Below are 26,957 nucleotides of genomic sequence, written 5' to 3' on the forward strand. Positions count from 1 at the left end.
GGTTTTTTCTTGGTTCATTCTGTTGACCTAGAAGTTTTGCGGTTTGAAAAAAAATAAACCATCATGTTTGGTCTACGCTAGCGAAGGGTAATAAACCAATACCAATTCCTACTCGAAAGCAATTGGTATGCACCATTTCGGTTCCGAATTAATGAAAAGTTTCACAAAACATGAAAAAAGGACTAGATTCCTGCTTTCATTTTTGAGAAAAGTGATGTAGAATGTAACCATGTGATGAAAAATAATATTCATTGTTTGAGGTGGGATTTTGATGAAACGTATTGCAGTTTTAACAAGTGGTGGAGATGCACCAGGAATGAACGCTGCGGCTCGTGCCGTTGTGCGTAAAGGTATTTATGAAGGACTAGAAGTTTACGGTATCGATTACGGATTTCTTGGTCTAGTAAACGGAGATATCCATAAACTTGATTTAGGCTCTGTTGGAGATTTATTGCACCGTGGAGGAACTTTCCTTTACTCGGCGCGTTATCCTGAATTCGCGACAGAAGAAGGTCAATTAAAAGGTATCGAGCAATTGAAGAAATTTGGTATTGAAGGCCTTGTTGTTATTGGTGGCGACGGTTCTTATCATGGAGCTGAAGCGCTAACGAAACGCGGCTTCCCAACAGTTGGTATCCCTGGAACAATCGATAACGATATTTCAGGAACTGATTTTACAATTGGTTTTGACACAGCTTTAAATACAGTGCTTGACGCGCTCGACAAAATTCGCGACACGGCAACAAGTCATGAACGTACTTTTATTATCGAAGTTATGGGTCGTGATGCTGGTGATATCGCACTATGGTCAGGTCTTGCTGGAGGGGCAGAAGCTATCATCGTTCCAGAGCATAATTTTGTAATGGAAGACGTAGTGGAACGCCTAAATAAAGGTCTTGCTCGCGGTAAAAAACATAGTATTATCGTCGTAGCAGAAGGTGTTATTTCTGGTAATGAATTCGCGAATCAATTAGCTGAATTTGGAGACTACCATGCTCGTGTAACAGTTCTAGGACATGTTCAACGTGGCGGTAGCCCAACTGCTTTTGACCGCGTATTGGCAAGTCGTCTAGGCGCGCGTGCTGTCGATTTATTAATGGAGAACCGTGGCGGTCTTGCTGTCGGTATCCAAAATAATAAGATCGTCGAAAATGATATCACGGAAGTTTTGAAACAAAAACACGTGATTGATAAAGAAATGTTTGATTTAGCAACAATACTATCCATTTAATACAACGGTAGAGGTTTCTAGTTTTGCATAACTTAGAAGCCTCTTCCTACGGATTAAAATGAAAATAGGCATGAAAACGTGTTACATAAAACCGTGCCTTAAAAAATAATGAAAAGTTTGGTCAACATGCACATAAATTCACAAAACCATTGTACGCTAGTGAAGTTACTGGTAAAATGGGGCGGATGAGTTTATAATAAGTAATGAATGAATAGGTATTCTTAGGAGGAGTATAAAAGATGAAAAAAACTAAAATTGTTTGTACGATTGGACCTGCAAGTGAAACGGTAGAAACATTAGTGCAATTAATCGAATCAGGTATGAACGTATGTCGTCTTAATTTTTCACATGGTGATTATGAAGAGCACGGCGCGCGTATCAAAAATATTCGTGAAGCTGTCAAAATTACGGGAACAGAAGTAGCGATTTTACTTGATACAAAAGGCCCTGAAATCCGTACAAACGATATGGAAAACGGGAAATTAGAATTTGCAAAAGGGGACACTGTTCGCGTAGCAATGGAAGAAGTCCTTGGAACAAAAGAAAAATTCTCCGTAACATACACAGAACTATTTGATGACGTAGAAATCGGTTCAACGATTCTTTTAGATGACGGCCTAATTGGTCTTGAAGTAATCGAGAAAGACGCTGCCAACCGTGAACTAATAACAAATGTTCAAAACCCAGGCGTACTTAAAAATAAAAAAAGGCGTGAACGTGCCAAACGTATCGATCAACCTACCTGGTATCACAGAAAAAGATGCGAACGATATCCGTTTCGGTCTAGAGCAAGGAATCGACTTTATCGCGGCATCATTCGTGCGTCGCGCAACAGACGTTCTTGAAATCACAAAAATCTTGGAAGAAAACAATGCAACACACGTTCAAATTATTCCTAAAATCGAGAACCAAGAGGGCGTTGACAATATCGACGAAATCTTGCAAGTATCTCAAGGTTTAATGGTTGCTCGTGGTGATCTCGGCGTTGAAATTCCAGCTGAAGAAGTTCCGATTGTTCAAAAACAATTGATCAGAAAATGTAATAAACTTGCAAAACCAGTTATTACAGCAACTCAAATGTTAGATTCTATGCAACGCAACCCACGCCCAACTCGCGCAGAAGCAAGTGATGTAGCCAATGCCATTTTTGATGGTACAGATGCGATCATGCTTTCTGGTGAAACAGCAGCTGGGGATTATCCAGTAGAATCCGTACAAATGATGACTAAAATTGCGCTACGTGCGGAAGAAGCATTAGTAGCTCAAGATAAATTCGCGCTTAAAGCACATCAAAACTCTGATATGACAGAAGCGATCGGGCAAGCGGTTGGTCACACAGCGCGCAACTTGAACGTACACACGATTGTTGCCACAACGCAAAGTGGACACACAGCACGCATGATCTCGAAATACCGTCCGAAATCACATATTTTAGCAGTGACTTTCAACGAGCGCGTATGTCGCGGACTTTCTCTAGTATGGGGCGTATACCCACGTCTAGCAGCACCGATTGCTAATACAGATGACATGTTCGACCTTGCAGTAAAAGAATCACTAGCGTCAGGACTTGCGAAACAAGGCGATCTAATCATCATCACAGCCGGTGTTCCAGTTACAGAATCTGGTACAACGAACTTAATGAAAATCCAATTAATCGGTGATAAAGCTGTATCAGGTCACGGAATTGGTTCCACTTCTGTTATCGGACAAGCCGTAGTAGCGAAGTCTAATAAAGAAGCGTTAGAAAAAGCAGTAGAAGGTGGCATTCTGGTCGTGAAAACAACAGACAAAGAAATGTTACCAGCATTCGAGAAGAGTGCAGCAGTAGTTGTAGAAGAAGGCGGCCTAACTAGCCACGCAGCCGTTGTTGGAATCACACTAGGAATTCCAGTAATCGTAGGCGCAACAAACGCAACAGACCTTGTAAAAGACGGGGAAACAATCACAGTCGATGCACGCCAAGGGAATGTGTATAATGGAAAAACAGCGACGCATTAATTGAAAAGCTGAAACAGCCCGTTAGCCCCGAAAAAACTTGGAGCGGCCGCAATGAAAACCCGAACTTGGTTTTTGTGGAGGGCGTGAAAGTTTCGAGGGGCTGGCTGTTGAAGCTAGATCCGGAGGCGCTGAGCACGCGCCCCAATACAAATTCCACACCACAGAATAAGATTCACCATACCTCTTTGAAAACCTAGTGGCAAACTTCTCTGCGCCTTTATTTGCCTGACAGTTATTCACTGCTTGGCGTTAGTGCTACTGATGATTATATGCTCACTACCTACTCTTTTGCATACCTAGGCTCTAATCAAGCAAGAGATGCCTCAGCAAAGAACCAGATCAACTTCCTTCACCGGATTGATCTGGTTTTTAAATTCTCCCAAATTACGTTATAATGAAAGAAGTCACAAATGAAGGAGGTCCCACAAAATGAAAAAACTAATCTATTATTGGGGCGCGTACGGTTTCATCGAATTGCTTACCTATATCCTACTATTCCAATGGGTCGGTTTTTGGCCATTGATTCTCATCCAGATTGCTTCGACAGCATTCGGGGTTTTCATCGTCAAACGATTATGGCGAGGCATTACCCAAAATATGCGGAAAGGAAAGGTCATGACTCCCTATTTACTCGACACAATTTGTCTGTTTTTAGCGGGGCTTTTACTTGTTATTCCAGGAGTTCTCACATCAATAGGCGGACTTCTCTTGTTCCTGCCATTCGTGCGATCATGGATTAAACCGCGCATCAATCGTTGGATAGAGCGGCGAATGAGTCAAGGTCACTTCACCTATTTTGATATGAGGTAGCAAGTCATTGGCTTTTCTTATCTATTTCTAGATATACGATAAGTATCGCTTTACATTGTAGGGTGCGGGTATGCTATAATACAATTAATCTGACATTTTCTCAGAAGGAAAGGTTTGTTCTTCTTGTTTACAGAAAGTATGCTTTTTTTACTACTATTTCTCGGGCTCGGTTTACTAGCGAAGAATAACTCGCTGATCATTGCTGTTGCTATTGTTATTTTACTGAAGTTGTTTCATGTGGATAGCAAGGTGATGGAGATGATTCAATCGAGGGGGATTAATTGGGGTGTGACGGTGATCACAGTCGCTATCCTAATTCCAATTGCGACGGGTCAAATTGGCTTTAAAGATTTGATTGATTCCTTTAAATCGGCAGCTGGTTGGATCGGGCTTTTCGCAGGGATTGCTGTTTCTATTTTGGCGAAAAAAGGTGTTGGCTATATGGCGGTGGACCCACAAGTGACGGTTTCACTGGTTTTTGGTACGATTTTAGCAGTCGTGCTATTTCGTGGTGTTGCAGCTGGACCGGTGATTGCGGCTGGCATTGCGTACGTACTTATGCAAGGTGTCGCTCTATTCAAATAACTTGTGAAGCGAAAACTTTACATAGCTGATAGTGCTAAATTTTATACTGTTAGGGGGAAAAATAATGACGGTTTCAAAAGGCTTAGAAAATGTATATGTGGCGGAGACGTCGATTAGTTCTATTTTAGATGACATGCTGACATATGTTGGTTATGGTATTGATGATCTGATGGAGAGTAACGCAACATTTGAAGAGGTCATTTATTTGCTTTGGCATTTACGTTTGCCGAACGCGGAGGATTTAGCTAAATTCACAAGTGAAATACGTGAAAATATGGCAGTTTCGGAGACAATTATTACGAGTCTGCGTTTGCAACATCACCAAAAATTGCATCCGATGAGTGTGTTGCGGACAACCGTTTCGATGCTTGGTGTTTTTGATACGGAAGCGGAAATGGATGATGGGGAAGCGGTTTATCGTAAGGGGATTCGTCTGCAAGCGAAGATGCCGACGATTGTGGCGGCGTTCTCACGGATTCGCCGAGGTCTTGATCCGATTCCACCACGCGATGATTTGAGTATGGCGGCGAACTTTTTGTATATGCTGACCGGAGAAGAAGCTGGTTACTTGGCGGTCGAGGCCATGAACAAAGCGCTTGTCCTACATGCGGATCATGAATTTAATGCTTCTACGTTTACGGCTCGCGTTTGTGTTGCGACGCTTTCAGATGTCTATTCAGGCGTTACAGCAGCAATCGGTGCACTAAAAGGACCGCTACATGGTGGCGCGAATGAGCGTGTGATTGACATGATTGAAGAGATTAAAGAAAAAGGTCACGCCCGCGAATACATTCAAAATAAAATTGACAATAAAGAGAAAATCATGGGCTTCGGTCATCGTGTCTACCAAGGTGGCGATCCGCGTGCGATGCATCTGAAAGAGATGGCACGTAAATTGACGGAGAAAAAGGGTGAGCCGGAGTATTATGCTATTTCTGCTGAGGTGGAAGAGGCTGTTTGGGAGTTCAAACATTTAAAGCCGAATGTCGATTTTTACTCGGCGTCTGTTTACCACGCACTTGATATCGATCATGACTTATTCACGCTTGTTTTTGCGATGAGTCGTGTTTCTGGTTGGTTGGCGCATATCTTTGAACAATACCGTGATAACCGCTTGATTCGTCCGCGTGCAATATACGTTGGACCGGATTCAAGAGAATATATTCCTGTCACAGAACGGGACTAAAAATTGCGAGGAGGAAATTAATTTGACACAAGGTGAAAAAATTCAAGTAGTAAACGGTGCCCTACAAACACCAAATAATCCAGTTATTCCATTTATCGAAGGAGACGGTACGGGACCTGATATTTGGCGTGCGGCTCAGCGCGTATTGGATGCTGCCGTTGAAAAAGCTTATAATGGTGAGAAAAAAATCGCTTGGAAAGAAGTTCTAGCTGGTGAAAAAGCGTTTAACCAAACAGGGGAATGGTTGCCAAAAGCGACTTTAGATACGATAGATGAGTTTCTTATTGCGATTAAAGGTCCACTTACAACGCCGATTGGTGGCGGGATTCGCTCGTTAAATGTGGCACTACGCCAAGAACTGGATTTATACGTATGTTTGCGTCCCGTTCGTTATTTTACCGGAGTACCTTCTCCAGTGAAGCGTCCAGAGGATACGGATATGGTTATTTTCCGTGAAAATACGGAGGATATTTATGCGGGCATCGAGTTTAAAGAAGGTAGCGATGAAGCGAAAAAATTGATTGCCTTTCTAAAAGATGAATTTGGTGTGAATAAAATTCGTTTCCCTGAAACTTCCGGAATCGGCGTGAAACCTGTTTCTAAAGAAGGCACGGAACGCTTGGTGCGCGCGGCAATGGAATATGCAATCAAGGAAGGCCGTAAAACATTGACGCTAGTCCATAAAGGAAATATCATGAAGTTCACGGAAGGCGCTTTTAAAACATGGGGTTACAACCTGGCAGAGCGCGAATTTGGCGATAAAGTCTTCACGTGGGCGGAATATGATCGGATCGTTGAAACAGATGGTGTGGATGCCGCAAATGCGAAACAAGATGCAGCGCTTGCGGCAGGCAAAATCTTAGTGAAAGATTCGATCGCTGACATTTTCTTACAACAAATCCTAACTCGTCCTGCTGAATTTGATGTAGTAGCAACGATGAACTTGAATGGAGATTACATTTCTGACGCGCTTGCGGCTCAAGTTGGTGGTATCGGTATTGCACCAGGTGCGAACATCAATTACCAAACAGGGCATGCCATTTTTGAAGCGACACATGGTACGGCTCCAAAATATGCCAATCTTGATAAAGTGAACCCTTCGTCGGTTATTCTATCAGGAACGTTATTACTCGAGCACATTGGCTGGAGTGAAGCCGCGGAATTAATCATTAAATCAATGGAGAAAACGATTGCTGACAAGACGGTAACCTATGACTTCGCACGTTTGATGGATGGCGCGACAGAAGTGAAATGCTCTGCGTTTGCCGATGCGTTGATTCGCAATTTCTAATGCTGCATGAAACCGTGTTTTAAAAGGGAAGGAAGAACGTGATCCTGCGCTTTTAAAACCGGTTTTTTTGTGCGTTTACAATACGGGCACATTCGGTTTTTCTATGGTAAAATGGACATAATGAGCGCTAAATTTTGAGGAGGAATCCCTGTGAATAAAATGGTACTAATTGATGGAAATAGTATTGCGAATCGCGCTTTTTACGCGTTACCACTTTTGAGTAATGAGAAAGGTGTTTACACGAACGCGGTGTATGGCTTTGCAATGATGATTATGAATGTGTTGGAAAAAGAGCAGCCAAATCATGTTTTGGTGGCTTTTGATGCTGGAAAAACGACTTTTCGACATAGTCAGTATAAAGAATATAAAGGTGGGCGCCAAAAAACGCCGAGCGAGCTTTCGGAACAGTTTCCGTTTATTCGTGAATTGCTGGATGCTTACTCGATTCCGCGCTATGAGTTACCGAATTATGAGGCGGACGACATTATTGGGACGATCACGAAACAAGCCGAAAAAGATGGCTTAGAGGTCGTTATCATTACCGGAGATCGGGATTTGACGCAACTTGCCAGTGAGAAAACGACGGTGTACATTACGAAAAAAGGGATCACCGATATGGAGCAAAACACGCCGGCCAGTCTGAAAGAAAAATACGATCTCACACCAGAGCAAATCATTGATATGAAGGGCTTAATGGGCGATTCATCGGATAATATTCCGGGTATTCCAGGCGTTGGTGAAAAAACAGCTTTAAAACTGCTACACCAATTCGGTACAGTAGAAGAAGTATTAGCCAATGCGGATAAAATTTCCGGTAAGAAACTTCAAGAAAAAGTAGTCGACAATAAGGAATCCGCAATCATGAGTAAGGAACTTGCCACTATCAATACCGATTCGCCGATTGAAATGAAAGTGACGGATACCAAATATGCCGGCTATGATATTGAAAAAGTGGTACCGCTGTTGAAAGAACTCGGCTTTGCGACGATTTTAAAAAAATATCCAAGGCGAATCCAGCGAACCAGAAAAAGAACTCGAGAATATCACATTTGAAATTGTGCATGAAGTAAAAGCATCCCATTTGAGCGATAAAACCGCGCTATATGTGGAACTCGACAATGACAATTATCATACCGCGCCGTTTATCGGCATTGCTTTTCACTCAGAGGCAGGCACTTTTTTTGCAACGGAGGATACAGTAAGGAAGTCGTCTGAACTGAAGAAATGGCTAGAAGATTCAAGCAAAGAGAAAGTCGTATACGATGCGAAAAAAACAATTGTTGGGCTTTCCAAATTTGATATTGCCGTAGATGGAATCGAATTTGATATCATGTTGGCATCTTACTTGCTGAACCCGTCGGACACCATTGATGATTTTGCGAGCGTTGCGGTTAGTCATGATTTTGACGCGGTTAAAACCGATGAACTCGTCTATGGAAAAGGTGCAAAACGCGAAATTCCAGAAGAAGCCATCGTCGCTGAGCATTTGGCGCGAAAAGTGGTTGCTGTTTCTGAACTAGAAAAGAAGATGCATACCGAGCTCGAAAACAATGAGCAACTTGGCTTGTTTGAAGATCTGGAATTGCCGTTATCGAAAGTTTTAGCGAAGATGGAAATGTACGGCGTCAAAGTGGATATCGCGCGTTTGGAAGATATGAAAGTAGAGCTAGCCGGTCGATTGAGCGAACTCGAAAAAACGATTCACGAATATGCAGGCGTCGAATTCAACATCAATTCACCGAAGCAACTCGGCGTGATTCTATTTGAAAATCTAGGGCTACCAGCGGAAAAGAAAACGAAGACGGGGTATTCCACATCTGCGGACGTACTCGAGAAGTTAGCGGGCGCACACCCAATCATAGAAAGCATTCTAATGTACCGTCAACTAGGCAAGCTCCAATCGACGTACATCGAAGGCTTGCTAAAAGTAACACATCAAGATACAGAAAAAGTTTACACGCGTTTCAACCAGACGATGGCACAAACCGGCAGACTAAGCTCGGTTGATCCGAACCTGCAAAACATACCGATTCGCCTAGAAGAAGGTCGTAAAATCCGACAAGTATTTATTCCATCTGAACCAGGCTGGAAAATGTTTTCCGCGGATTATTCGCAAGTAGAGCTCCGCGTCTTAGCACATATTTCCGAAGATGAGAATTTGCAATATGCTTTTAAACACGACTATGATATTCATACAAAAACGGCAATGGATGTTTTCCATGTAGAGCAAGAAGCGGTGGATTCACTGATGCGCCGCCAAGCAAAGGCCGTTAATTTTGGTATTGTGTACGGTATTAGTGATTACGGTTTGTCTCAAAACCTAGGAATTACTCGAAAAGATGCGCGCGATTTTATTGATCGTTATTTTGCAAGTTACCCTGGGGTGAAAGATTACATGGAGAATATCGTGCGTTCGGCGAAGGAAAAGGGTTATGTAGAGACGATTTTGCATCGCCGTCGTTATATTCCAGAAATTACAAGTCGAAACTTTAATGTTCGTGGATTTGCTGAGAGGACTGCGATGAATACGCCAATCCAAGGAAGTGCCGCTGACATTATTAAAAAAGCAATGATCCTTATGAATGACCGTCTTATCTCGGAGAAACTAGAAGCACGTTTATTACTCCAAGTACACGATGAACTGATTTTTGAGGCGCCTGAGAGTGAGATCGCGAAACTAGAAGAAATTGTTCCAGACGTCATGGAAAACGCCGTAGAGCTCTCTGTTCCGCTTAAAGTAGACAGTTCTTTCGGAGATACATGGTATGACGCTAAATAACATAAGTAAGGGGTTAAAAACATGCCAGAATTACCAGAAGTAGAAAATGTTCGGGCTACACTCGCCGAACTTGTGGTAGGTAAGGAAATGGATCAAGTAACGGTTGGTGTTCCAAAGATGATTGTGGGGATGCCAGCCGAGCAGTTTATCGGCAACATGATCGGTCAAAAAATCGAAGACGTTCGCCGTCGTGGCAAATTTCTACTCATCGATACAACGGACGGTACTTTACTGTCACACCTACGGATGGAAGGGAAGTATCGCCTTCATGATGCTACTGATCCAATCGATAAACACACACACGTCACCTTCCATTTTACGGATAACACCGAGCTACGCTATCTCGATGTCCGCAAATTTGGCACGATGGAACTCGTTCTAAAACATCAAGAAGGTCTCACAAAATCCATCCAAAAATTAGGACCAGAACCGCTCTCCGCAAGTTTTGAGAAAGGCGTTTTTGGAGAGAAACTAACAAAATCAGGGCGCGCTGTCAAAACCGTTTTGCTCGACCAAAGTCTTGTAGCGGGAATCGGCAATATTTACGCAGATGAAATTTGTTTCCAAGCAAAAGTGCTACCAGAGAGGCCGGCTAACACGCTTAAACCCGCGGAGATTAAACGATTATACGAGAGCACAAAAGCGATCATGACAGAAGCCGTTGCCCTCGGTGGTTCGACGATTCGGACGTATGTCAATTCACAAGGCAAGATTGGCGGTTATCAAGATAAGTTGCAAGTTTACGGCGAAAAAGGCAACCCGTGTCCTGTCTGTGGTACGCCGATTGTGAAAATCAAGCTAAACGGTCGTGGCACGCATTTTTGCCCGAAATGCCAGAAATAGGGGATGGATATGGCTTATATTATCGGTTTAACAGGAGGCATCGCCAGCGGAAAAACGACGGTTAGCAACATGTTAGCTGATGCCGGATTCCCGATCGTTGACGCGGACATCGCCGCCAGAAAAGTCGTTGCAAAAAACACGGAAGGCGCAAAGCTTATCCAAGCCGCTTTTGGTGAGACGGTTTTTGGCAAAGATGGAGAGTTAGATCGCCCCAAATTGGGTGAGATTATTTTTCATGATTCGGAAAAAAGGGAGACCTTAAATGCGATTGTGCACCCACTTGTGAGGCGATGGATGCTTGCAGAACGCGATAGGTTGATTGCTCGTGGTCACGAGGTTATCGTCTTTGATATTCCACTTTTGCTAGAAAGTAAACTGGAAGCGATGGTGGATACGATTGTCGTTGTTTATGTCGATGAACAGACGCAGCTTGCGCGCCTGATGCAGCGAAATGATTTGTCAGAAAAAGACGCGAAAGCAAGGATATCCAGTCAAATGCCATTATCCGAAAAAATCAAGCATGCCGACATCGTGATCAATAATGTGCATGGCCTGGCTGAAACAAAGCAACAAGTAGATGAGCTGATCCGCACTTTTTCAAAGTAGAAGGTTGCAGGCAAGTCGTGGTATACTGTTAAAAAGCAAGTAAGGAGTGGATGACAATGAAGTGCCCATCGTGTAAAGGTAATAACTCACGTGTTGTAGATTCAAGACCTGCGGATGATGGCAATTCCATTCGCCGACGCAGAGAATGTGAGGCATGCGGATTTCGCTTCACAACGTTCGAAAAAGTAGAAGAAAGCCCGCTGATTGTTGTGAAAAAAGACGGTGTAAGAGAAGAGTTCGCTAGAGAGAAAATATTGCGAGGTCTCATTCGTGCTTGCGAGAAGCGCCCAGTTTCCGTCGAGCAACTAGAAGATGTTGTGAACGCTGTCGAACGCGAATTGCGCAGTATCGGTGAGAGTGAGGTATCCTCGCATTTGATCGGTGAGAAACTGATGGATAAACTGGCAACTTTAGACGAAGTAGCCTATGTGCGCTTTGCCTCTGTATATCGCCAGTTTAAAGATATTAGCGTTTTTGTAGATGAACTCAAAGAATTAATGGATAAGACAAAACAAGAGTAAGAAAGGTGAAGTAGCGTGGCAGAATTTTGGATGGAGTTACAGCCGGTCGACAGCTATCGTGTGAAAGCGAATGGCGTTTTGTCAGAGAAAGACCGCAAAATCTTGACTTTTTTATATCAACCACTGATGGGAGCCGAATGTCTAGCACTTTATGACACGCTTGTGACCGAAGTGGAAGAGAATCGGCTCTGGTCCGAAAGTCACAGCCACACGCAGCTACTCAATCTGCTTGGCATCAGCTTGCCGAACCTTTTTCAAGCGCGTTTAAAATTGGAAGGATTGGGTTTATTGCGCAGTTTCGTGCAAACGGTCGGTGAATCCCGACATTACATATACGAAATGGCAGCACCGCTTTCCCCAGAACAGTTTTTTTCCGATGGCTTACTCAATATTTATCTCTATAGCAAGATTGGTAATGCGCAGTATCAGCGTTTGCGTCGTTTCTTTTCTGATACACCGATGTCAGAGGATGGATTCGATGAAGTGACGCGCTCGTTTCAAGATGTTTTTGAGACATTTACAGGAAGTGAATTGCCGGTGACTACCGCCGAAAATGGGGAACCGGTTGGCCGAGCACAGTCACGTGGTGTAACGCTTGATGATAAAGCCTTCGATTTTGCCGTGATGATTCAAAGTTTGTCGCCAACGATGTTATCGCGAAATGCGGTGACCGAAGAAGTTCGCGCATGCATCTTGAAGTTACATGCGATTTATGCGATTGAAGAGCTCGACATGGTACATTATCTGTATCGTTCCGTGCAAGCGGACGGCACACTCGATTTAGATTACCTACGCAAAATCGTGCGGGACGGCTACCAGATGCAGCACAATCGTTTGCCGGAATTAAAGGCGAAAACGGCGGCACCACCCGAGACGACAACCAAGCAAGAACTGCAAGAAGGTGCCTCCGATACGGAAGCATTGGCATATTACTTGGAAAATGTGACTCCGTACCAATTAATGGTCGATATTAGCGATGGCGCTGTGCCTGCCGAAACCGACCTCAAAGTTATTGATGAAGTGATGGCGCAACAAAATTTGCCGATTCCAGTCATGAATGTGCTGATCGAATATGTCTTGCTTCGCCTAGATGGTAAAATCTCTAAAAACTACATGATGACAATCGCGGCTCATTGGAAGCGCAAAAAAGTGCAAACCGCAAAAGAAGCTATGGAGATGGCATGGGCGGAACATGAGAAGTACAAGAAACTTCAAGAAGAAGGCACACAGAAAGCGCCGAGCAATTATCGCAATAACAATCGTAAATTTAACCAGACAGGGCGTAAAGAAATTTTGCCTGATTGGTTTGATAAAGAAGAAGTGAAGCCTGTGGAAAAAGCGATGACAACTCGTGAGAAATCAACGCTTGATAAGCAAGTCGAAGAAATGAAAAAACGGTTGAAGGAAGGTAGGTGACAACGATGGATAAAATCGAACGAACGCTCGGCCAGCTTTTTCAAGGTCGTGATTTTGAGAAACAGTATGAAACGCTCAAACAGCAAGTGTTTGCCTACGCGCCGGTGAAGCGTTTTCTACAAGAAAATAAGGCGGATTTAACCGAACAAATCATCAATCAAAACTTATCGAAGCTCTACGAATTTATGACGGAACATCAGAAATATGAGCAAAAAGAAGATACATTGATGCCCGGATATGCGCCACGATTAAGTCTTAATGGCGACTATATCACGGTAACGTATTATCCGACAGAAGAGAAAATCCAAGCAGATCGTCAGCGTGCTATCGAAAAACGGATTCGATCTCTCTATATGCCAAAACAAGTGATGGAAGCGACACTGGACGATTTTACGATTGACAATGAATCACGGAGCGCGGCATTTCTTGCTGCAGGTGAATTCCTAAGTACGTATGAAAAAGGCGCGACTGGCATGCAAAAAGGCTTATATATTCATGGTAACTTTGGAACAGGAAAGTCTTATTTGCTTGGTGCTATGGCCAAGGATTTGGCGTTAAAAGGAATTTCGACAACGCTTGTTTACCTGCCTGAATTTATGCGCGAAATCAAGCAATCTATCGCCGATAATAGTGTTGGTGAAAAGATTCAATTTGCAAAGGAAACCGATATTTTAATGCTCGATGACATCGGGGCAGAATCTATGACCACTTGGACGCGTGACGAAGTACTCGGTGCTATCTTACAATTCCGGATGCAAGAAGAACTACCAACGTTTTTCTCATCCAACTATAGCATGGAGCATCTGGAAAACCACCTGATGTTTTCCAATAATGGTACCGAAGAGCGAATGAAAGCTCGCCGTATTATGGAGCGGATTCGCTATTTGTCGAAAGAGGTCGAACTGGACGGCAGAAACAGGCGATATTAAATTTTGATATAAAAGCTTGCCATTTTGCGTCATCCGATTTATAATACATGTAATGATGAAACAAGTATTGATAAGGACAACATTTTACTCGTGTTTAATTTGCAGAGAAGGAGGCATTGCTGAGACCCTCCTAATTAGCCAGTAAAGTGACCCCCTTTGAACTTTCCATTCGAAATAGTGAGTAGTTTGGAACGGATCACACCGTTAACTGTGACAAGAGTAGAATTCTTTTAGAGTTCTTGAATCTTGGGTGGAACCACGTGTTGAAAGACTCGTCCCTTGCATAAGCATGGGATGGGTCTTTTTTTGTTCCTAAAGGTTAGAATGTGCTTGAAAATGTCCGCGTTTCGTCTAAAAATTTGAAGAAGGAGTCGAAAAAAATGAAAATTACATTTCCAGATGGTGCAGTAAAAGAATTTGAGGCAGGCGTCTCAACAGCTGATATCGCAGCATCAATCAGCCCAGGTCTTAAGAAAAAAGCGTTAGCAGGTAAAGTGAACGGAACTTTGGTTGACCTTGTGACACCGATTCACGAGGATTCAAAAATCGAAATTGTGACTCCAGATCATGAAGATGCGCTACAAATTTTGCGACACAGTTCTGCACATTTACTAGCCCAAGCCTTGAAACGCTTATATCCGGATGTAACATTTGGTGTGGGTCCAGCAATTGAATCTGGTTTTTATTACGATATCGATACAGAGGTTGCGATCAGCGAAGAAACGTTCCCAGTCATCGAAAAAGAAATGCAAAAAATTATTCGTGAAAATTTACCAATCACTCGCGAAGAAGTGTCTCGTGAAGAAGCTACCAAGCGCTTCAAAGCCATCGGTGACCATTATAAATTAGAGTTGATTGAAGCAATTCCAGCAGACGAAACAGTAACTATCTATACACAAGGTGAATTTTTCGATTTATGTCGTGGTATTCACGTCCCGTCTACTGGTAAAATCCAAGTTTTCCAATTGCTAAGTGTTGCCGGCGCTTACTGGCGTGGCGATAGCAACAACAAAATGCTACAACGTATTTACGGCACAGCCTTTTTCGATAAGAATGGCTTAAAAGAATTTTTACGTATGCAGCAAGAGGCGAAGGAGCGTGATCACCGTAAGCTTGGGAAAGAGCTTGAGTTGTTCACAAACAGTCAAGAAGTTGGACAAGGCTTACCACTGTGGCTTCCAAAGGGTGCAACAATTCGTCGTGTTATTGAACGCTACATCGTTGATAAGGAAGAACGGCTTGGTTATAATCATGTATACACTCCAATCATGGCAAATGTGGAACTCTATAAAACAAGCGGTCACTGGGATCACTATCATGAAGATATGTTCCCCGTTATGAAAATGGATAATGAAGAACTAGTGCTACGTCCGATGAACTGCCCGCATCACATGATGATTTATAAAAATGATATCCACAGTTACCGCGAACTGCCTATTCGTATTGCCGAACTTGGCATGATGCATCGTTACGAAATGAGTGGCGCGTTATCAGGCCTACAGCGGGTTCGTGGAATGACTCTGAATGATGCTCACGTATTTGTCCGCCCTGACCAAATTCAAGACGAATTTAAGCGTGTTGTCGAGCTTGTGTTGGCGGTATATAAAGATTTTGATATCACGGATTACAGCTTCCGCCTAAGTTATCGCGATCCAGAAAACACAGAGAAGTACTTCGATGATGACGCCATGTGGGAAAAAGCGCAAGGTATGTTAAAAGATGCCATGGACGATATGGACTTGGACTACTATGAAGCAGATGGCGAAGCAGCCTTTTACGGTCCGAAACTAGATGTCATGGTTAAAACGGCAATTGGTAAAGATGAAACATTGTCAACTGTTCAGCTAGATTTCCTACTTCCAGAACGCTTTGACTTAACTTACATTGGGGAAGATGGCGAAAAACATCGTCCAGTTGTTATTCACCGCGGTGTCGTTTCTACAATGGAACGCTTTGTCGCTTATTTGATTGAAGAGTACAAAGGAGCATTCCCAACTTGGTTAGCTCCAGTGCAAATGGAAATCATCCCAGTTAGCATTGACGCACATTTAGCGCATAGTAAAGCATTACAAGATAAGCTGATGTACGCAGGTTTCCGTACAGAAGTAGACGAGCGCAATGAAAAATTAGGATATAAAATCCGCGAAGCACAAACTAAAAAAAATTCCATATGCACTCGTAATCGGCGACCAAGAAGTCGAAAATAACACAGTCAACGTTCGAAAATATGGGGAAAAAGATTCCGAAACATTACCGCTTGATGTGTTCATCGCTCGCGTACAAGCAGAAGTATCACAAATTTAGTTTAGAAGAAAGGTTCTCCCGTTTTGCGGAAGAGCCTTTTTGCTTAATTACGCCAATTCCGTTATACTTAAAAAAGATCAATTTAGACAAAGGTGGGAATTATGAATATAAATAATGTAGAACTTGTAATAAGCGCTGTTTGGAAAGAACAGTATCCAGAAGGCGGATTGCCAGAATTCGCGCTTGCTGGCCGTTCGAATGTTGGGAAATCTTCGTTCATCAATACCATGATTCGCCGCAAAAGTATGGCTCGGATCTCTCAAAAACCAGGTAAAACGCAAACATTGAATTTTTATAAAATTGAAGACTCGTTCTTTTTCGTAGATGTTCCAGGTTATGGTTTTGCGAAAGTATCGAAGAAAGAACGTCATAAATGGGGCGAGATGATCGAAACGTACATGACGAGTAGAACGCCATTAAAAGCAGTTATTCAGATTGTAGATCTACGCCACAAGCCAACAGAAGATGATCGCAACATGTATGAATTTTTGAAGTACTATCAAATACCGGTTATTGTCATTGCTACGAAAGCAGATAAAATTCCGCGCAGTAAATGGCACAAAAACATGAAAGTAGTCAAAGAAACCTTAGATTTTGACCCAGAAGATGGTTTTGTGATGTTTTCATCAGAAACAAAGATGGGCAAAGAAGAAGCATGGAAACTAATTGAAGAAGCAATGCAGTAAGTCGTTGCCAATATTCACAAGCGAACAAGTTGGCGCCCATTCTAAAAAGTGATAGAATGAATCTTGAATTTATAAATGTAAAAAGGGGGCTTATTGATGTACATTCTCTCTGTCGGTCTTAATCATACAAGCGCGCCAATCGAAATACGAGAACGGCTAGCTTTCAATCCAGAAGAAGAGGAAATGGCATTGGTTTCCTTGCATCAAGAAAAGAGTATTTTGGAAAACGTCATTATCTCGACGTGTAATCGCACTGAAATTTTTGCTGTTGTGGATCAAATCCATACAGGAAGATATTATATGAAGCGTTTCTTAGCCAATTGGTTCCAAATGGATATGCAAATTTTGGAGCCTTATTTGCTGTTTTTTGAAGAAGATGCGGCTGTAAAGCATTTATATCGTGTGACGAGTGGACTAGATTCGTTAATTCTTGGTGAAACACAGATTCTAGGACAAGTAAAAGATGCGTTTACAAGTGCACAAACGATTGGCACAACTGGCACGATTTTGAACCAACTGTTTCGGGAAGCCATCCATTTTGCGAAAAATATCCACCACACGATGAAAATCAACGAAAATGCGGTCTCCATCAGCTATGCTGCGGTAGAGGTCGTGAAAAAAAGATTTTCAGACGTTTCCAGTAAGAAAACAGTTGTTATCGGCGCTGGGAAAATGGGTGTATTAGCCATTCAAAATATGGTGGGAGCTAAAATAGCAGATTTGACACTTTTAAACAGGACCAGCACACGTGCAGAAATGGCGGCGCAACAACTCGGTGTTCAGTGGCGGGAATATGAGAAATTGAATGAGCAGTTAATGCAGGCTGAAATTGTAATCACATCGACATCTGCAACGGCTCCGATTATTACGCAACGACTTGTGTCGGAAATTATGGCTAAACGTAAAGAGCCACTAGTTATTGTAGATATCGCCTTGCCGCGAAATGTTGAAGCAACTTGTGCAGAAATTCCCAATGTAACGCTGTTTGACATCGATGACTTAGGGGATGTCATTCAAGAAAATACCCAACAACGCGAAGATATGGTTGCCCAAATCGAGCAACTAATTGAAGTCGCTTGTGTGAATTTTTATGAATGGGAGAAACAGCTAGGCGTCGTTCCGATTATCAAAGATCTGCGGGAGAAGGCCTTGGAACTTCAAGCCGAAACGATGCAGAGCTTAACTAATAAATTACCAAATCTAACGGAGCGCGAACAAGTCATCGTTGGTAAGCACATGAAGAGCATCATTAATCAATTGCTCAAACAGCCCATATCAGAGCTAAAAGAGATGGCGACAAGTTCGGATGCTGCGCACGATATCACGGTGTTTCAAAAAATATTTGATTTAAAAAAGCAGGAAATAGCAACAGAAATAACGAAAGAAAAAGTTGGTGAAAAAGCATGACACGTAAGATTATTGTAGGCTCAAGACGTAGCCAGCTCGCCTTAACACAGACAAAATGGGTGATTGCGAAGCTTCAAGAGCAGTTCCCCGAAATCAGCTTTGAAATCGAGGAAATCGTCACAAAAGGAGATCGTATTTTGGATGTAACGCTTAGCAAAGTTGGCGGAAAAGGCTTATTCGTTTCGGAAGTGGAGGATGCACTAATCGAACAGCGAATCGATTTTGCTGTACATAGTATGAAGGATGTCCCATCAGAATTAGCCGATGGATTAATGATTGGCGCAATGCCCAAACGCGAAAATCCGCTCGATTGTCTTATTTTTAAAGACGTTAGTCATTTGGAAGAACTGGCAGAGGGAGCTGTGATTGGGACGAGCAGTTTGAGACGAGCTGCGCAACTGTTGCATAAGAGGCCAGATCTTACTATCAAGCCGATTCGTGGTAACATTGACACGAGGCTTAGGAAGTTGCAAGAAGAAGATTTCGATGCAATTGTTCTAGCTGTTGCAGGTTTGAAACGCATGGATTGGCTTGATAAAATAGAACAAAAGTATGTCTTTCTCGAAGAAACGATTTGCCTACCAGCCGTTGGACAAGGGGCATTAGCGATAGAATGCCGAACAAGCGATACCTTTGTACAAGAGATGCTAGTAAATTTACAAGACCCAGAGACAATGCTTGCTGTAACGGCAGAGCGCACGCTTTTAAAGGCGTTGGACGGAGGTTGTGAAATCCCAATTGCTGGACATGCGACTGTAAGAAACGGACAATTAGAGTTAAAAGGGCTCGTAAGTTCTGTTGATGGCAAGACGTTTTATCAAATTACCGAACAAGGAAACGATCCAAAGGCGTTGGGACTAAGCGTTGCGAACCAACTAATAGAACTTGGCGCGAAAGAAATTATTCAAGGATTAAGAGACAATGGCTAAGCATATATTGCTAACCCGTGAATCCGGTAAAAATGAACCGTGGATCCATTTTCTAGAAAAGGCTGGATTCTCCGTATCAGCTGTTCCGATGATTGAAACGAGTGTCAGATCTATTGAAATAGATGCGAGCGAATATGATTGGATTATCTTTACGAGTGTGAATAGCGTACGTTACTTTTTCGAACAAAAACTAGCGATTGGCGTTCAGACGAAAATAGCGGTCATTGGCGAAAAAACAGCGGCAGCAATTACTGCGCGTGGCTATACTGTTGATTTTGAGCCCACACTTTTTACGACAGATGTATTTATTGAGGAGTGGTTAGCGCTAAGAATGGAAAAGCAGCGCATTTTTATACCAAAAAGTGATATCGCGCGCAGTGAAATTGCGAACCAATTCATCGTAGCTGGGCACGGGGTTACAGAATGTATCATCTATGAAACGATTTTGCCTGAAAAAGCGGCGGATAGATTGCAAACGGTTGTCGAGAGTACTCCAATCGACATGGCTGTTTTTGCGAGCCCTTCTGCATGGCGTCATTTTTTAAGATGCTATCACGCAGATTTGACAACGCTCAAAATTGTATCAATCGGTCCAGTTACAACGAAAGCAATCATGGATTCCGGATTTGCTGTCACATATGAGCCGTCGAATTATACGATGCATCAAGCATGCACATTAATAATTGAAAGGGAGTTAGTCTAATGAGTCAAAATTTTGATAGACATCGGCGCTTGCGCAGCAGTGCTTTTATGCGAGATATCGTGCGAGAAAACGTATTGCATACCGATGATTTAATTTATCCTATTTTTGTCAAAGAAGGGCAAGAGTCAAAAACCGAAGTTTCCTCCATGCCTGGCGTATTCCAATTTTCACTACATGAATTAGAAGCGGAAGTTACCGAATTGACGGAACTTGGTATTAAAGCGATTATTTTATTTGGATTACCGGATGATAAAGACGCTGTTGGATCAGGAGCCTACCATCAGCATGGCATAGTACAAGAAGCCACTCGTTTAGTGAAGAAAATAGTTCCAGAGATGATCGTGGTTGCTGATACTTGTCTTTGCGAGTTTACAGATCATGGTCATTGTGGTGTTGTCAAAAACGAAACTGTCGATAATGACGAATCGCTTCAGCTTTTGAAAAAAACGGCCATTAGTCAAGCAGAGGCGGGGGCAGATATTATAGCTCCGTCGAATATGATGGACGGCTTTGTGAAAATTATCCGAGAAGGATTGGATGAGGCGGGTTACATAGACATTCCGATAATGTCCTATGCTGTCAAATATGCATCAGCTTTCTATGGACCATTTCGTGACGCGGCTAATAGCGCACCACAATTTGGTGATCGCAAAACATATCAAATGGACCCAGCCAATCGTTTAGAGGCACTCCGTGAAGCCAAGAGTGATGAACGAGAAGGAGCAGACTTTTTAATCGTCAAACCGTCTCTTTCTTATATGGATATCATCCGTGACGTCCGTAATCAAACAAATCTTCCTGTTGTAGCCTATAACGTAAGTGGCGAATACGCAATGGTAAAAGCGGCGAGCGCTAATGGGTGGATTGACGAGGAACGAATCGTGTTGGAAATGTTAACAAGCATGAAACGAGCAGGCGTAAGTCTAATTATCACTTATTTCGCAAAAGATGTAGCGACATATCTAAAGGAGATGCGTAGATGAGCAAGTATACCAATTCAATCAAAGCATTTAAAGAGGCTGAGAAAGTACTTCCAGGTGGTGTAAATAGTCCTGTCCGAGCCTTCAAATCTGTAGATGCCGATCCAGTATTTATGGAGAGTGGAAAAGGAGCTTACCTCACAGATATTGATGGTAACCAATATATAGATTATGTTTTATCATGGGGACCATTGATTCTAGGGCACGCCAACGACGGTGTTGTCAAAGCAGTAACAGAAGCAGTAACAAAAGGAACAAGTTTTGGAACACCGACGGAAATTGAGACAGAACTAGCCAAATTGGTTATAGAACGCGTGCCGTCCGTTGAAATGGTTCGTATGGTTTCCTCGGGAACAGAAGCAACAATGAGCGCGATTAGATTAGCAAGAGGCTACACAAAAAGAAATAAAATCGTCAAGTTTGAAGGAAGCTATCATGGACATGGCGATTCTTTGTTGATAAAAGCCGGATCAGGTGTTGCTACACTTGGTTTGCCAGATTCACCCGGCGTGACACCAGGACTTGCCGCTGATACGATTGCTGTTCCATACAATGACCTCGAAAGTGTTCGATTTGTTTTCGAAAAATACGGTTCAGAAATCGCAGCTGTTATCGTGGAACCAGTAGCTGGCAATATGGGAGTTGTACCTCCAATTGAAGGCTTTTTAGAAGGGTTGCGTGAAATTACGACAAAATACGAAAGCTTGCTTATTTTTGATGAGGTGATGACAGGTTTCCGTGTTGATTTCTACAGTGCTCAAGGACTCTATGTTGTGACACCAGACATCACTTGTCTGGGCAAGGTCATCGGTGGAGGGCTTCCAGTTGGTGCTTACGGCGGAAAAAAAGAAATCATGGAACAAATCGCTCCGGCGGGATCTATTTATCAAGCAGGGACGTTATCTGGAAATCCGGTAGCGATGAATGCTGGATACGCTACATTGAAACAACTGACACCACATCATTATGACGGTTTTAGGGGTTTGATTGATCAATTAGAAGAAGGTCTGTCACTCCTTTCGAAGCAATACGATGTGCCGGTGTCTATCAATAAAGCGGGCTCTATGTTTGGCTTTTACTTCACCGATCAAAAAGTTATCAATTACGATACAGCACAAACATCAAACTTAACTTACTTCGCTAATTATTACCGAGAAATGCTTCAAAATGGAATCTTTTTGCCGCCTTCTCAATATGAAGGGTTGTTCATCTCGACGGAACACACAGATGTTGAAGTAGCAAAAACACTAGAGGCAGTAGAAGCGTCCATGAAAGCACTTCGTTGACGCGATCCGGTTTATTTGGTACAATAAACCCATTCAAATATTCGTAAATGCAAGGATGAGGAAGAGTAAAATATTTGTTCTTTTTAAGAGAGGAGACGGTTGGTGTGAGTCTCTAAGAAAAATATTTGAACGTAGCCTCTGAGCAGTATTCCTGAAAAAAGTTGAGTAGGGAATATCGGGAAACTTTCTCTCGTTAAACTAATGAAGTGCCGTCTTTAATGTGCGGTAAAAAGGTGGTACCGCGGAATAGCTCTTTTCGTCCTTTATATGGATGAGAGGAGTTTTTTTGTGCTTTAAAAAGATGAAAATAGACCCAATAGGAGGAATAAAGATGACCGAACTGAATATGCCAACAAAATATGACCCGCAAGCTATAGAAAAAAATAGATATGACTGGTGGATTGAACAAGGATTTTTCAAAGCAGATGGAACGAATGAGAAACCAGCGTACTCTGTTGTGATTCCGCCTCCAAACGTAACAGGTAAACTGCACCTAGGGCATGCTTGGGATACAACTTTACAAGATATTTTAACGCGAATGAAAAGGATGCAAGGCTTTGATACGTTATATTTGCCTGGGATGGACCATGCAGGTATCGCAACACAGGCCAAAGTGGAAGCTAAGTTACGCGAAAGTGATATCTCTCGTTACGATCTTGGACGCGAAAAATTCGTAGCTAAAGCTTGGGATTGGAAAGAAGAATATGCTTCTGTCATCAGAGAACAATGGAAAAAGATCGGTTTAGGCTTAGATTATTCAAGAGAAAGGTTCACATTAGATGCTGGCTTATCTGATGCAGTTAAAAAAGTGTTTGTTTCTCTTTATGAAAAAAACTTGATTTATCGTGGCCAGTATATTATTAACTGGGATCCAGTTGCTAAGACTGCTCTATCAGATATTGAGGTTATTCACCAAGATGTAGAAGGTCAGTTCTATCATTTGAAATACCCGCTAACAGACGGATCCGGCTTCCTTGAAGTAGCTACAACAAGACCAGAAACCATTCCTGGTGATACGGCTGTAGCTGTGCACCCGAAAGATGAGCGTTACCAGTCATTTATAGGAAAAACAATTACTTTACCGATTATTGGTAGAGAAATTCCGATTGTGGCCGATGATTACGTAGAACGTGAATTTGGTTCTGGCGTTGTAAAAATCACACCAGCACATGATCCTAATGATTTTGAAGTAGGTAATCGTCACGATTTGCCACGAGTTATCATTATGAACGAAGATGCGACAATGAATGAAGCCTCTGGAAAATACAATGGTATGGACCGTTTTGAAGCTAGAAAAGCAATTATTGAAGATTTCAAAGAGTTAGGGCTATTCATTAAACAAGAACCGCACCTGCACTCTGTCGGGCACTCTGAGCGTACGGGAGCTGTTGTAGAACCATACCTTTCTATGCAATGGTTTGTAAAAATGCAGCCATTGGCAGAACAAGCAGTGAAATTACAAGAAAGCCAAGATGAAAAAGTGAATTTCATTCCAGAGCGCTTTGAAAAAACATATTTATCATGGATGGAGAATATTCATGATTGGTGTATATCTCGCCAGTTATGGTGGGGGCACCGAATCCCGGCTTGGTATCATAATGAAACGGGCGAGCTTTACGTTGGAGAAGAAGCGCCAACAGATATCGAAAACTGGAGTCAAGATGAAGATGTTCTTGATACGTGGTTTAGTTCCGCTCTGTGGCCTTTTTCGACAATGGGATGGCCTGATGAAGAAAATCTTGATTTTAAGAAATTTTTCCCTACAAGTACGCTTGTAACAGGTTATGATATTATCTTTTTCTGGGTATCTAGGATGATCTTCCAATCAGTAGAATTTACAGATACGAGACCGTTTAAAGATACACTCATACACGGTTTAGTTCGAGATGCAGACGGTAAAAAGATGTCTAAATCACTGGGTAACGGCGTAGATCCGATCGATGTTGTCGAAAAATATGGCGCCGATTCGTTACGCTATACTTTATCAACAGGAACTGCACCAGGACAGGATTTGAAGTTTAGTTTCGAAAAAGTGGAATCTACTTGGAACTTCATCAACAAGATTTGGAATGCATCTCGTTTTGCGCTAATGAATATGGACGGCATGGCACATGAAGAAATCAATTTATCCAATGTCACGGAAGTCAGCGATAAATGGATATTAACCCGTCTCAATGAAACGATAGAGACAGTCACAAATCTAGCTGAGAAGTATGAATTCGGTGAAGTCGGACGGACACTCTACAACTTTATTTGGGATGAATTTTGTGATTGGTATATTGAGATCGCAAAAATCTCGTTATACGGCGATGATATCGAGGCTAAGCAAACAACAAGGTCGGTGTTAGCATACGTGCTGGATAATACAATGAGATTATTACATCCATTTATGCCATTTGTCACAGAAGAAATTTGGCAAAATTTGCCCCATAGTGGAGCGTCGATTACTATTGCGGATTGGCCAAAAGTCAACCCAACGCAGATTGACAAAGATGCTGCAGAATCAATGAAATTATTGGTAGAGGTTATCCGAGCAGTTCGTAATATTCGAGCGGAAGTAAACACACCATTAAGCAAACAAATAGAGTTGCAACTGAAACCGAAAACAGAGGATCACAAAGCGATTTTAGAAAAGAATATTTCCTATATTGAACGGTTCTGTAATCCTGAAACAACAACGATTTCTTTTGATATTGAGCCATCTAAAACAGCGATGACAGCTGTTGTTTCCGGCGCAGAAATATATTTACCATTAGAAGGATTAATCAATATCGAGGAAGAAATCGCTCGTTTAGAAAAAGAATTATCAAAATGGAAAAAAGAAGTATCACGAGTACAAGGCAAACTATCTAATGAAAAATTCATGGCTAAGGCTCCTGAGAATGTCATTGAAGAAGAGCGCGCAAAAGAAAAAGACTATACGGAGAAAAAATTGCTGGTAGAAGAAAGAATTAACTCTTTGAAAAATAATTAAATGAACAAATTCGGGCCTTCTGTAAACTCGGTTTAGCAGAAGGTCTAATTTTTTAGCATAGGGAGGAAATCATATATGCTTTTTAAAGAATATACGGAAGCGCTAGAATGGATTCATGGCACGTTACGAATGGGTATTAAACCAGGGCTTATGCGAATGGAGTGGATGTTAACAAAGCTTAATCATCCAGAAAAAAAGAATAAATGGGTTCATATCGCTGGAACAAATGGAAAAGGCTCAACATTGACGTTTATCCGCAATGTTTTAGAGCAGTCAGGTTATAGCGTGGGAACTTTTACCTCTCCATATATTGAAACATTTAATGAGCGAATTAGCATGAATGGGATCCCAATAAGTGATGATATGATTGTCACGCTTTGTAATCAGATTAAACCATTAGCAGATGAACTCGATCAAACGGATCTTGGCCATCCCTCTGAGTTTGAAATCATTACTGTCATGATGTTTCTTTACTTTGCCGATTACACAACGATTGATATTGGGCTTGTCGAGGTAGGCTTGGGTGGTAGGTTGGATTCAACCAATGTTATCGTACCACTAGTCTCTGTTGTTACAACAATAGGTATGGACCATATGGAGTTTTTAGGGGATACCCTACAGAGCATTGCACTAGAAAAGGCGGGTATTTTTAAACAACGCGTCCCAATAGTTAGTGGTGTGTTACAGCCGGAAATCCGAAGTCTATATAAAAAAAGAGCGACGGAATTTCACGCGGATATATATCAACTGGATACTGATTTCCATGTACAAAAAGAAGGGGATAATAGGTTTACTTACTGTACGCAAATCGATGAGCTTGCCGGTATAGAAGTTGGGTTGCTAGGAGATCACCAGCTAAATAATGCCGCTGTAGCTATACAAACATTAGAGTTACTTAAAGAACAGTGGTTTACAATTACCAATAAACACATAAAACAAGGTATTGGAAAAGCCAGTTGGCCGGGACGTATGGAAAAAGTGAAGGACTCGCCTATAGTTTATCTAGATGGCGCGCATAACCTAGAAGGAATTATTGCTTTGGTGCATTCCAGTAAAATGTTTGACGGAAGAGCCATCAAAGTCCTGTTTACAGCGATGAAGGATAAGGAGTTTACAGCAATGATTGGGCTATTAAAAGAAATCGAAAACTCAAAGGTATATATAACTACATTTGATTATCCAAGAGCTTTATCAAGAGATGAAGTAGAACGAGTTGCAAAGTCTAATAATGTTGTCCCGGTTGAGTATTGGGAGGGTGAATTAAATAGCTGGCTAAATAAATCTGAAGAAATAATACTTATTACTGGCTCTTTATACTTTATTTCAGAAATAAGAAAGTACATGTTACACATTTGACGTATATATGGTTTGGAAGGGCTCTTTTAAAGAGTCTTTTTCTTATTCTAGCTAGATTTCAATTAGTTGTAAAATACTAATTAAAAAGTTTTTAAACGCTTTCTTTTGGAAGGAATCATCATTTCCCCTTAGATAAA

Annotated in this window: 18 protein-coding genes, 3 pseudogenes and 2 other annotated features; all 21 genes and pseudogenes read left to right on the forward strand. The window is 42.1% G+C overall.

The annotated features are described in order from the left end of the window. Positions 1-271: 271 nt before the first annotated feature. The 21 genes and pseudogenes from pfkA (at position 272) to PGRAN_RS09550 (ending at position 26,820) form a co-directional block, all read left to right on the forward strand. On the forward strand, positions 272-1,231 hold the full coding sequence (gene pfkA, locus PGRAN_RS09450; RefSeq protein WP_036066729.1) for a 6-phosphofructokinase: 960 nt from the start codon (positions 272-274) through the stop codon (positions 1,229-1,231). Between the two features lie 239 nt (positions 1,232-1,470). Then, positions 1,471-3,229: pseudogene (pyk, locus tag PGRAN_RS09455) on the forward strand (pyruvate kinase). Between the two features lie 429 nt (positions 3,230-3,658). Continuing rightward, on the forward strand, positions 3,659-4,039 hold the full coding sequence (locus PGRAN_RS09460; RefSeq protein ID WP_036066730.1) for an FxsA family protein: 381 nt from the start codon (positions 3,659-3,661) through the stop codon (positions 4,037-4,039). A 123-nt stretch (positions 4,040-4,162) separates the two neighbouring features. Next, on the forward strand, positions 4,163-4,624 hold the full coding sequence (locus PGRAN_RS09465) for a DUF441 domain-containing protein (protein WP_036066815.1): 462 nt from the start codon (positions 4,163-4,165) through the stop codon (positions 4,622-4,624). A 64-nt stretch (positions 4,625-4,688) separates the two neighbouring features. Continuing rightward, positions 4,689-5,810, forward strand: coding sequence for a citrate synthase (gene citZ / locus PGRAN_RS09470; protein ID WP_036066731.1), 1,122 nt, complete (start codon positions 4,689-4,691; stop codon positions 5,808-5,810). Positions 5,811-5,832: 22 nt separating this feature from the next. Then, entirely contained in the window at positions 5,833-7,101 is a 1,269-nt protein-coding gene (gene icd / locus PGRAN_RS09475; RefSeq protein ID WP_036066733.1) for an NADP-dependent isocitrate dehydrogenase, read from the forward strand. 150 nt (positions 7,102-7,251) lie between these two features. Next, positions 7,252-9,880 (forward strand): annotated as a pseudogene (gene polA, locus PGRAN_RS09480) (DNA polymerase I). A gap of 21 nt (positions 9,881-9,901) precedes the next feature. Next, entirely contained in the window at positions 9,902-10,723 is an 822-nt protein-coding gene (mutM, locus tag PGRAN_RS09485; RefSeq protein ID WP_036066734.1) for a DNA-formamidopyrimidine glycosylase, read from the forward strand. A 9-nt stretch (positions 10,724-10,732) separates the two neighbouring features. Further along, complete coding sequence (gene coaE, locus PGRAN_RS09490; protein ID WP_036066735.1) at positions 10,733-11,329, forward strand: dephospho-CoA kinase; 597 nt, start codon at positions 10,733-10,735, stop codon at positions 11,327-11,329. Positions 11,330-11,385: 56 nt separating this feature from the next. Next, on the forward strand, positions 11,386-11,850 hold the full coding sequence (gene nrdR, locus PGRAN_RS09495) for a transcriptional regulator NrdR (RefSeq protein ID WP_036066737.1): 465 nt from the start codon (positions 11,386-11,388) through the stop codon (positions 11,848-11,850). 15 nt (positions 11,851-11,865) lie between these two features. Beyond that, entirely contained in the window at positions 11,866-13,266 is a 1,401-nt protein-coding gene (locus PGRAN_RS09500; protein WP_036066739.1) for a replication initiation and membrane attachment family protein, read from the forward strand. A 5-nt stretch (positions 13,267-13,271) separates the two neighbouring features. After that, positions 13,272-14,195, forward strand: a complete 924-nt coding sequence (gene dnaI / locus PGRAN_RS09505; protein WP_036066816.1) for a primosomal protein DnaI — start codon at positions 13,272-13,274, stop codon at positions 14,193-14,195. A 58-nt stretch (positions 14,196-14,253) separates the two neighbouring features. Beyond that, positions 14,254-14,478 (forward strand) — a binding site (T-box leader). 97 nt (positions 14,479-14,575) lie between these two features. Further along, a pseudogene (gene thrS, locus PGRAN_RS09510) lies at positions 14,576-16,499 on the forward strand (threonine--tRNA ligase). Positions 16,500-16,600: 101 nt separating this feature from the next. Beyond that, entirely contained in the window at positions 16,601-17,185 is a 585-nt protein-coding gene (gene yihA / locus PGRAN_RS09515) for a ribosome biogenesis GTP-binding protein YihA/YsxC (protein WP_036066740.1), read from the forward strand. 96 nt (positions 17,186-17,281) lie between these two features. Next, on the forward strand, positions 17,282-18,592 hold the full coding sequence (hemA, locus tag PGRAN_RS09520) for a glutamyl-tRNA reductase (protein ID WP_036066742.1): 1,311 nt from the start codon (positions 17,282-17,284) through the stop codon (positions 18,590-18,592). Beyond that, on the forward strand, positions 18,589-19,521 hold the full coding sequence (gene hemC / locus PGRAN_RS09525; RefSeq protein ID WP_036066743.1) for a hydroxymethylbilane synthase: 933 nt from the start codon (positions 18,589-18,591) through the stop codon (positions 19,519-19,521). The genes hemA and hemC overlap by 4 nt, the downstream gene beginning before the upstream one ends. Beyond that, positions 19,514-20,224 carry a uroporphyrinogen-III synthase gene (locus tag PGRAN_RS09530; RefSeq protein WP_051998561.1) on the forward strand — a complete coding sequence of 237 codons (711 nt, stop codon included), beginning with the start codon at positions 19,514-19,516 and terminating at the stop codon, positions 20,222-20,224. Before hemC ends, PGRAN_RS09530 begins: the two co-directional genes overlap by 8 nt. Further along, positions 20,224-21,207: a porphobilinogen synthase gene (hemB, locus tag PGRAN_RS09535; RefSeq protein WP_036066744.1), complete on the forward strand. Its 984-nt coding sequence runs from the start codon at positions 20,224-20,226 to the stop codon at positions 21,205-21,207. The genes PGRAN_RS09530 and hemB overlap by 1 nt, the downstream gene beginning before the upstream one ends. Next, complete coding sequence (gene hemL / locus PGRAN_RS09540; RefSeq protein ID WP_036066746.1) at positions 21,204-22,490, forward strand: glutamate-1-semialdehyde 2,1-aminomutase; 1,287 nt, start codon at positions 21,204-21,206, stop codon at positions 22,488-22,490. Before hemB ends, hemL begins: the two co-directional genes overlap by 4 nt. Positions 22,491-22,533: 43 nt before the next feature. Next, positions 22,534-22,757 (forward strand) — a binding site (T-box leader). A 64-nt stretch (positions 22,758-22,821) separates the two neighbouring features. After that, on the forward strand, positions 22,822-25,464 hold the full coding sequence (locus tag PGRAN_RS09545; RefSeq protein ID WP_036066748.1) for a valine--tRNA ligase: 2,643 nt from the start codon (positions 22,822-22,824) through the stop codon (positions 25,462-25,464). Between the two features lie 75 nt (positions 25,465-25,539). Next, a complete protein-coding gene (locus PGRAN_RS09550) occupies positions 25,540-26,820 on the forward strand; it encodes a bifunctional folylpolyglutamate synthase/dihydrofolate synthase (RefSeq protein WP_036066749.1) in 1,281 nt (426 codons plus the stop codon). Positions 26,821-26,957 lie beyond the last annotated feature (137 nt).

Origin of the sequence: Listeria grandensis FSL F6-0971, from assembly GCF_000525835.1 — a bacterium.
Taxonomy (GTDB): Bacteria; Bacillota; Bacilli; order Lactobacillales; family Listeriaceae; genus Listeria_A; species Listeria_A grandensis.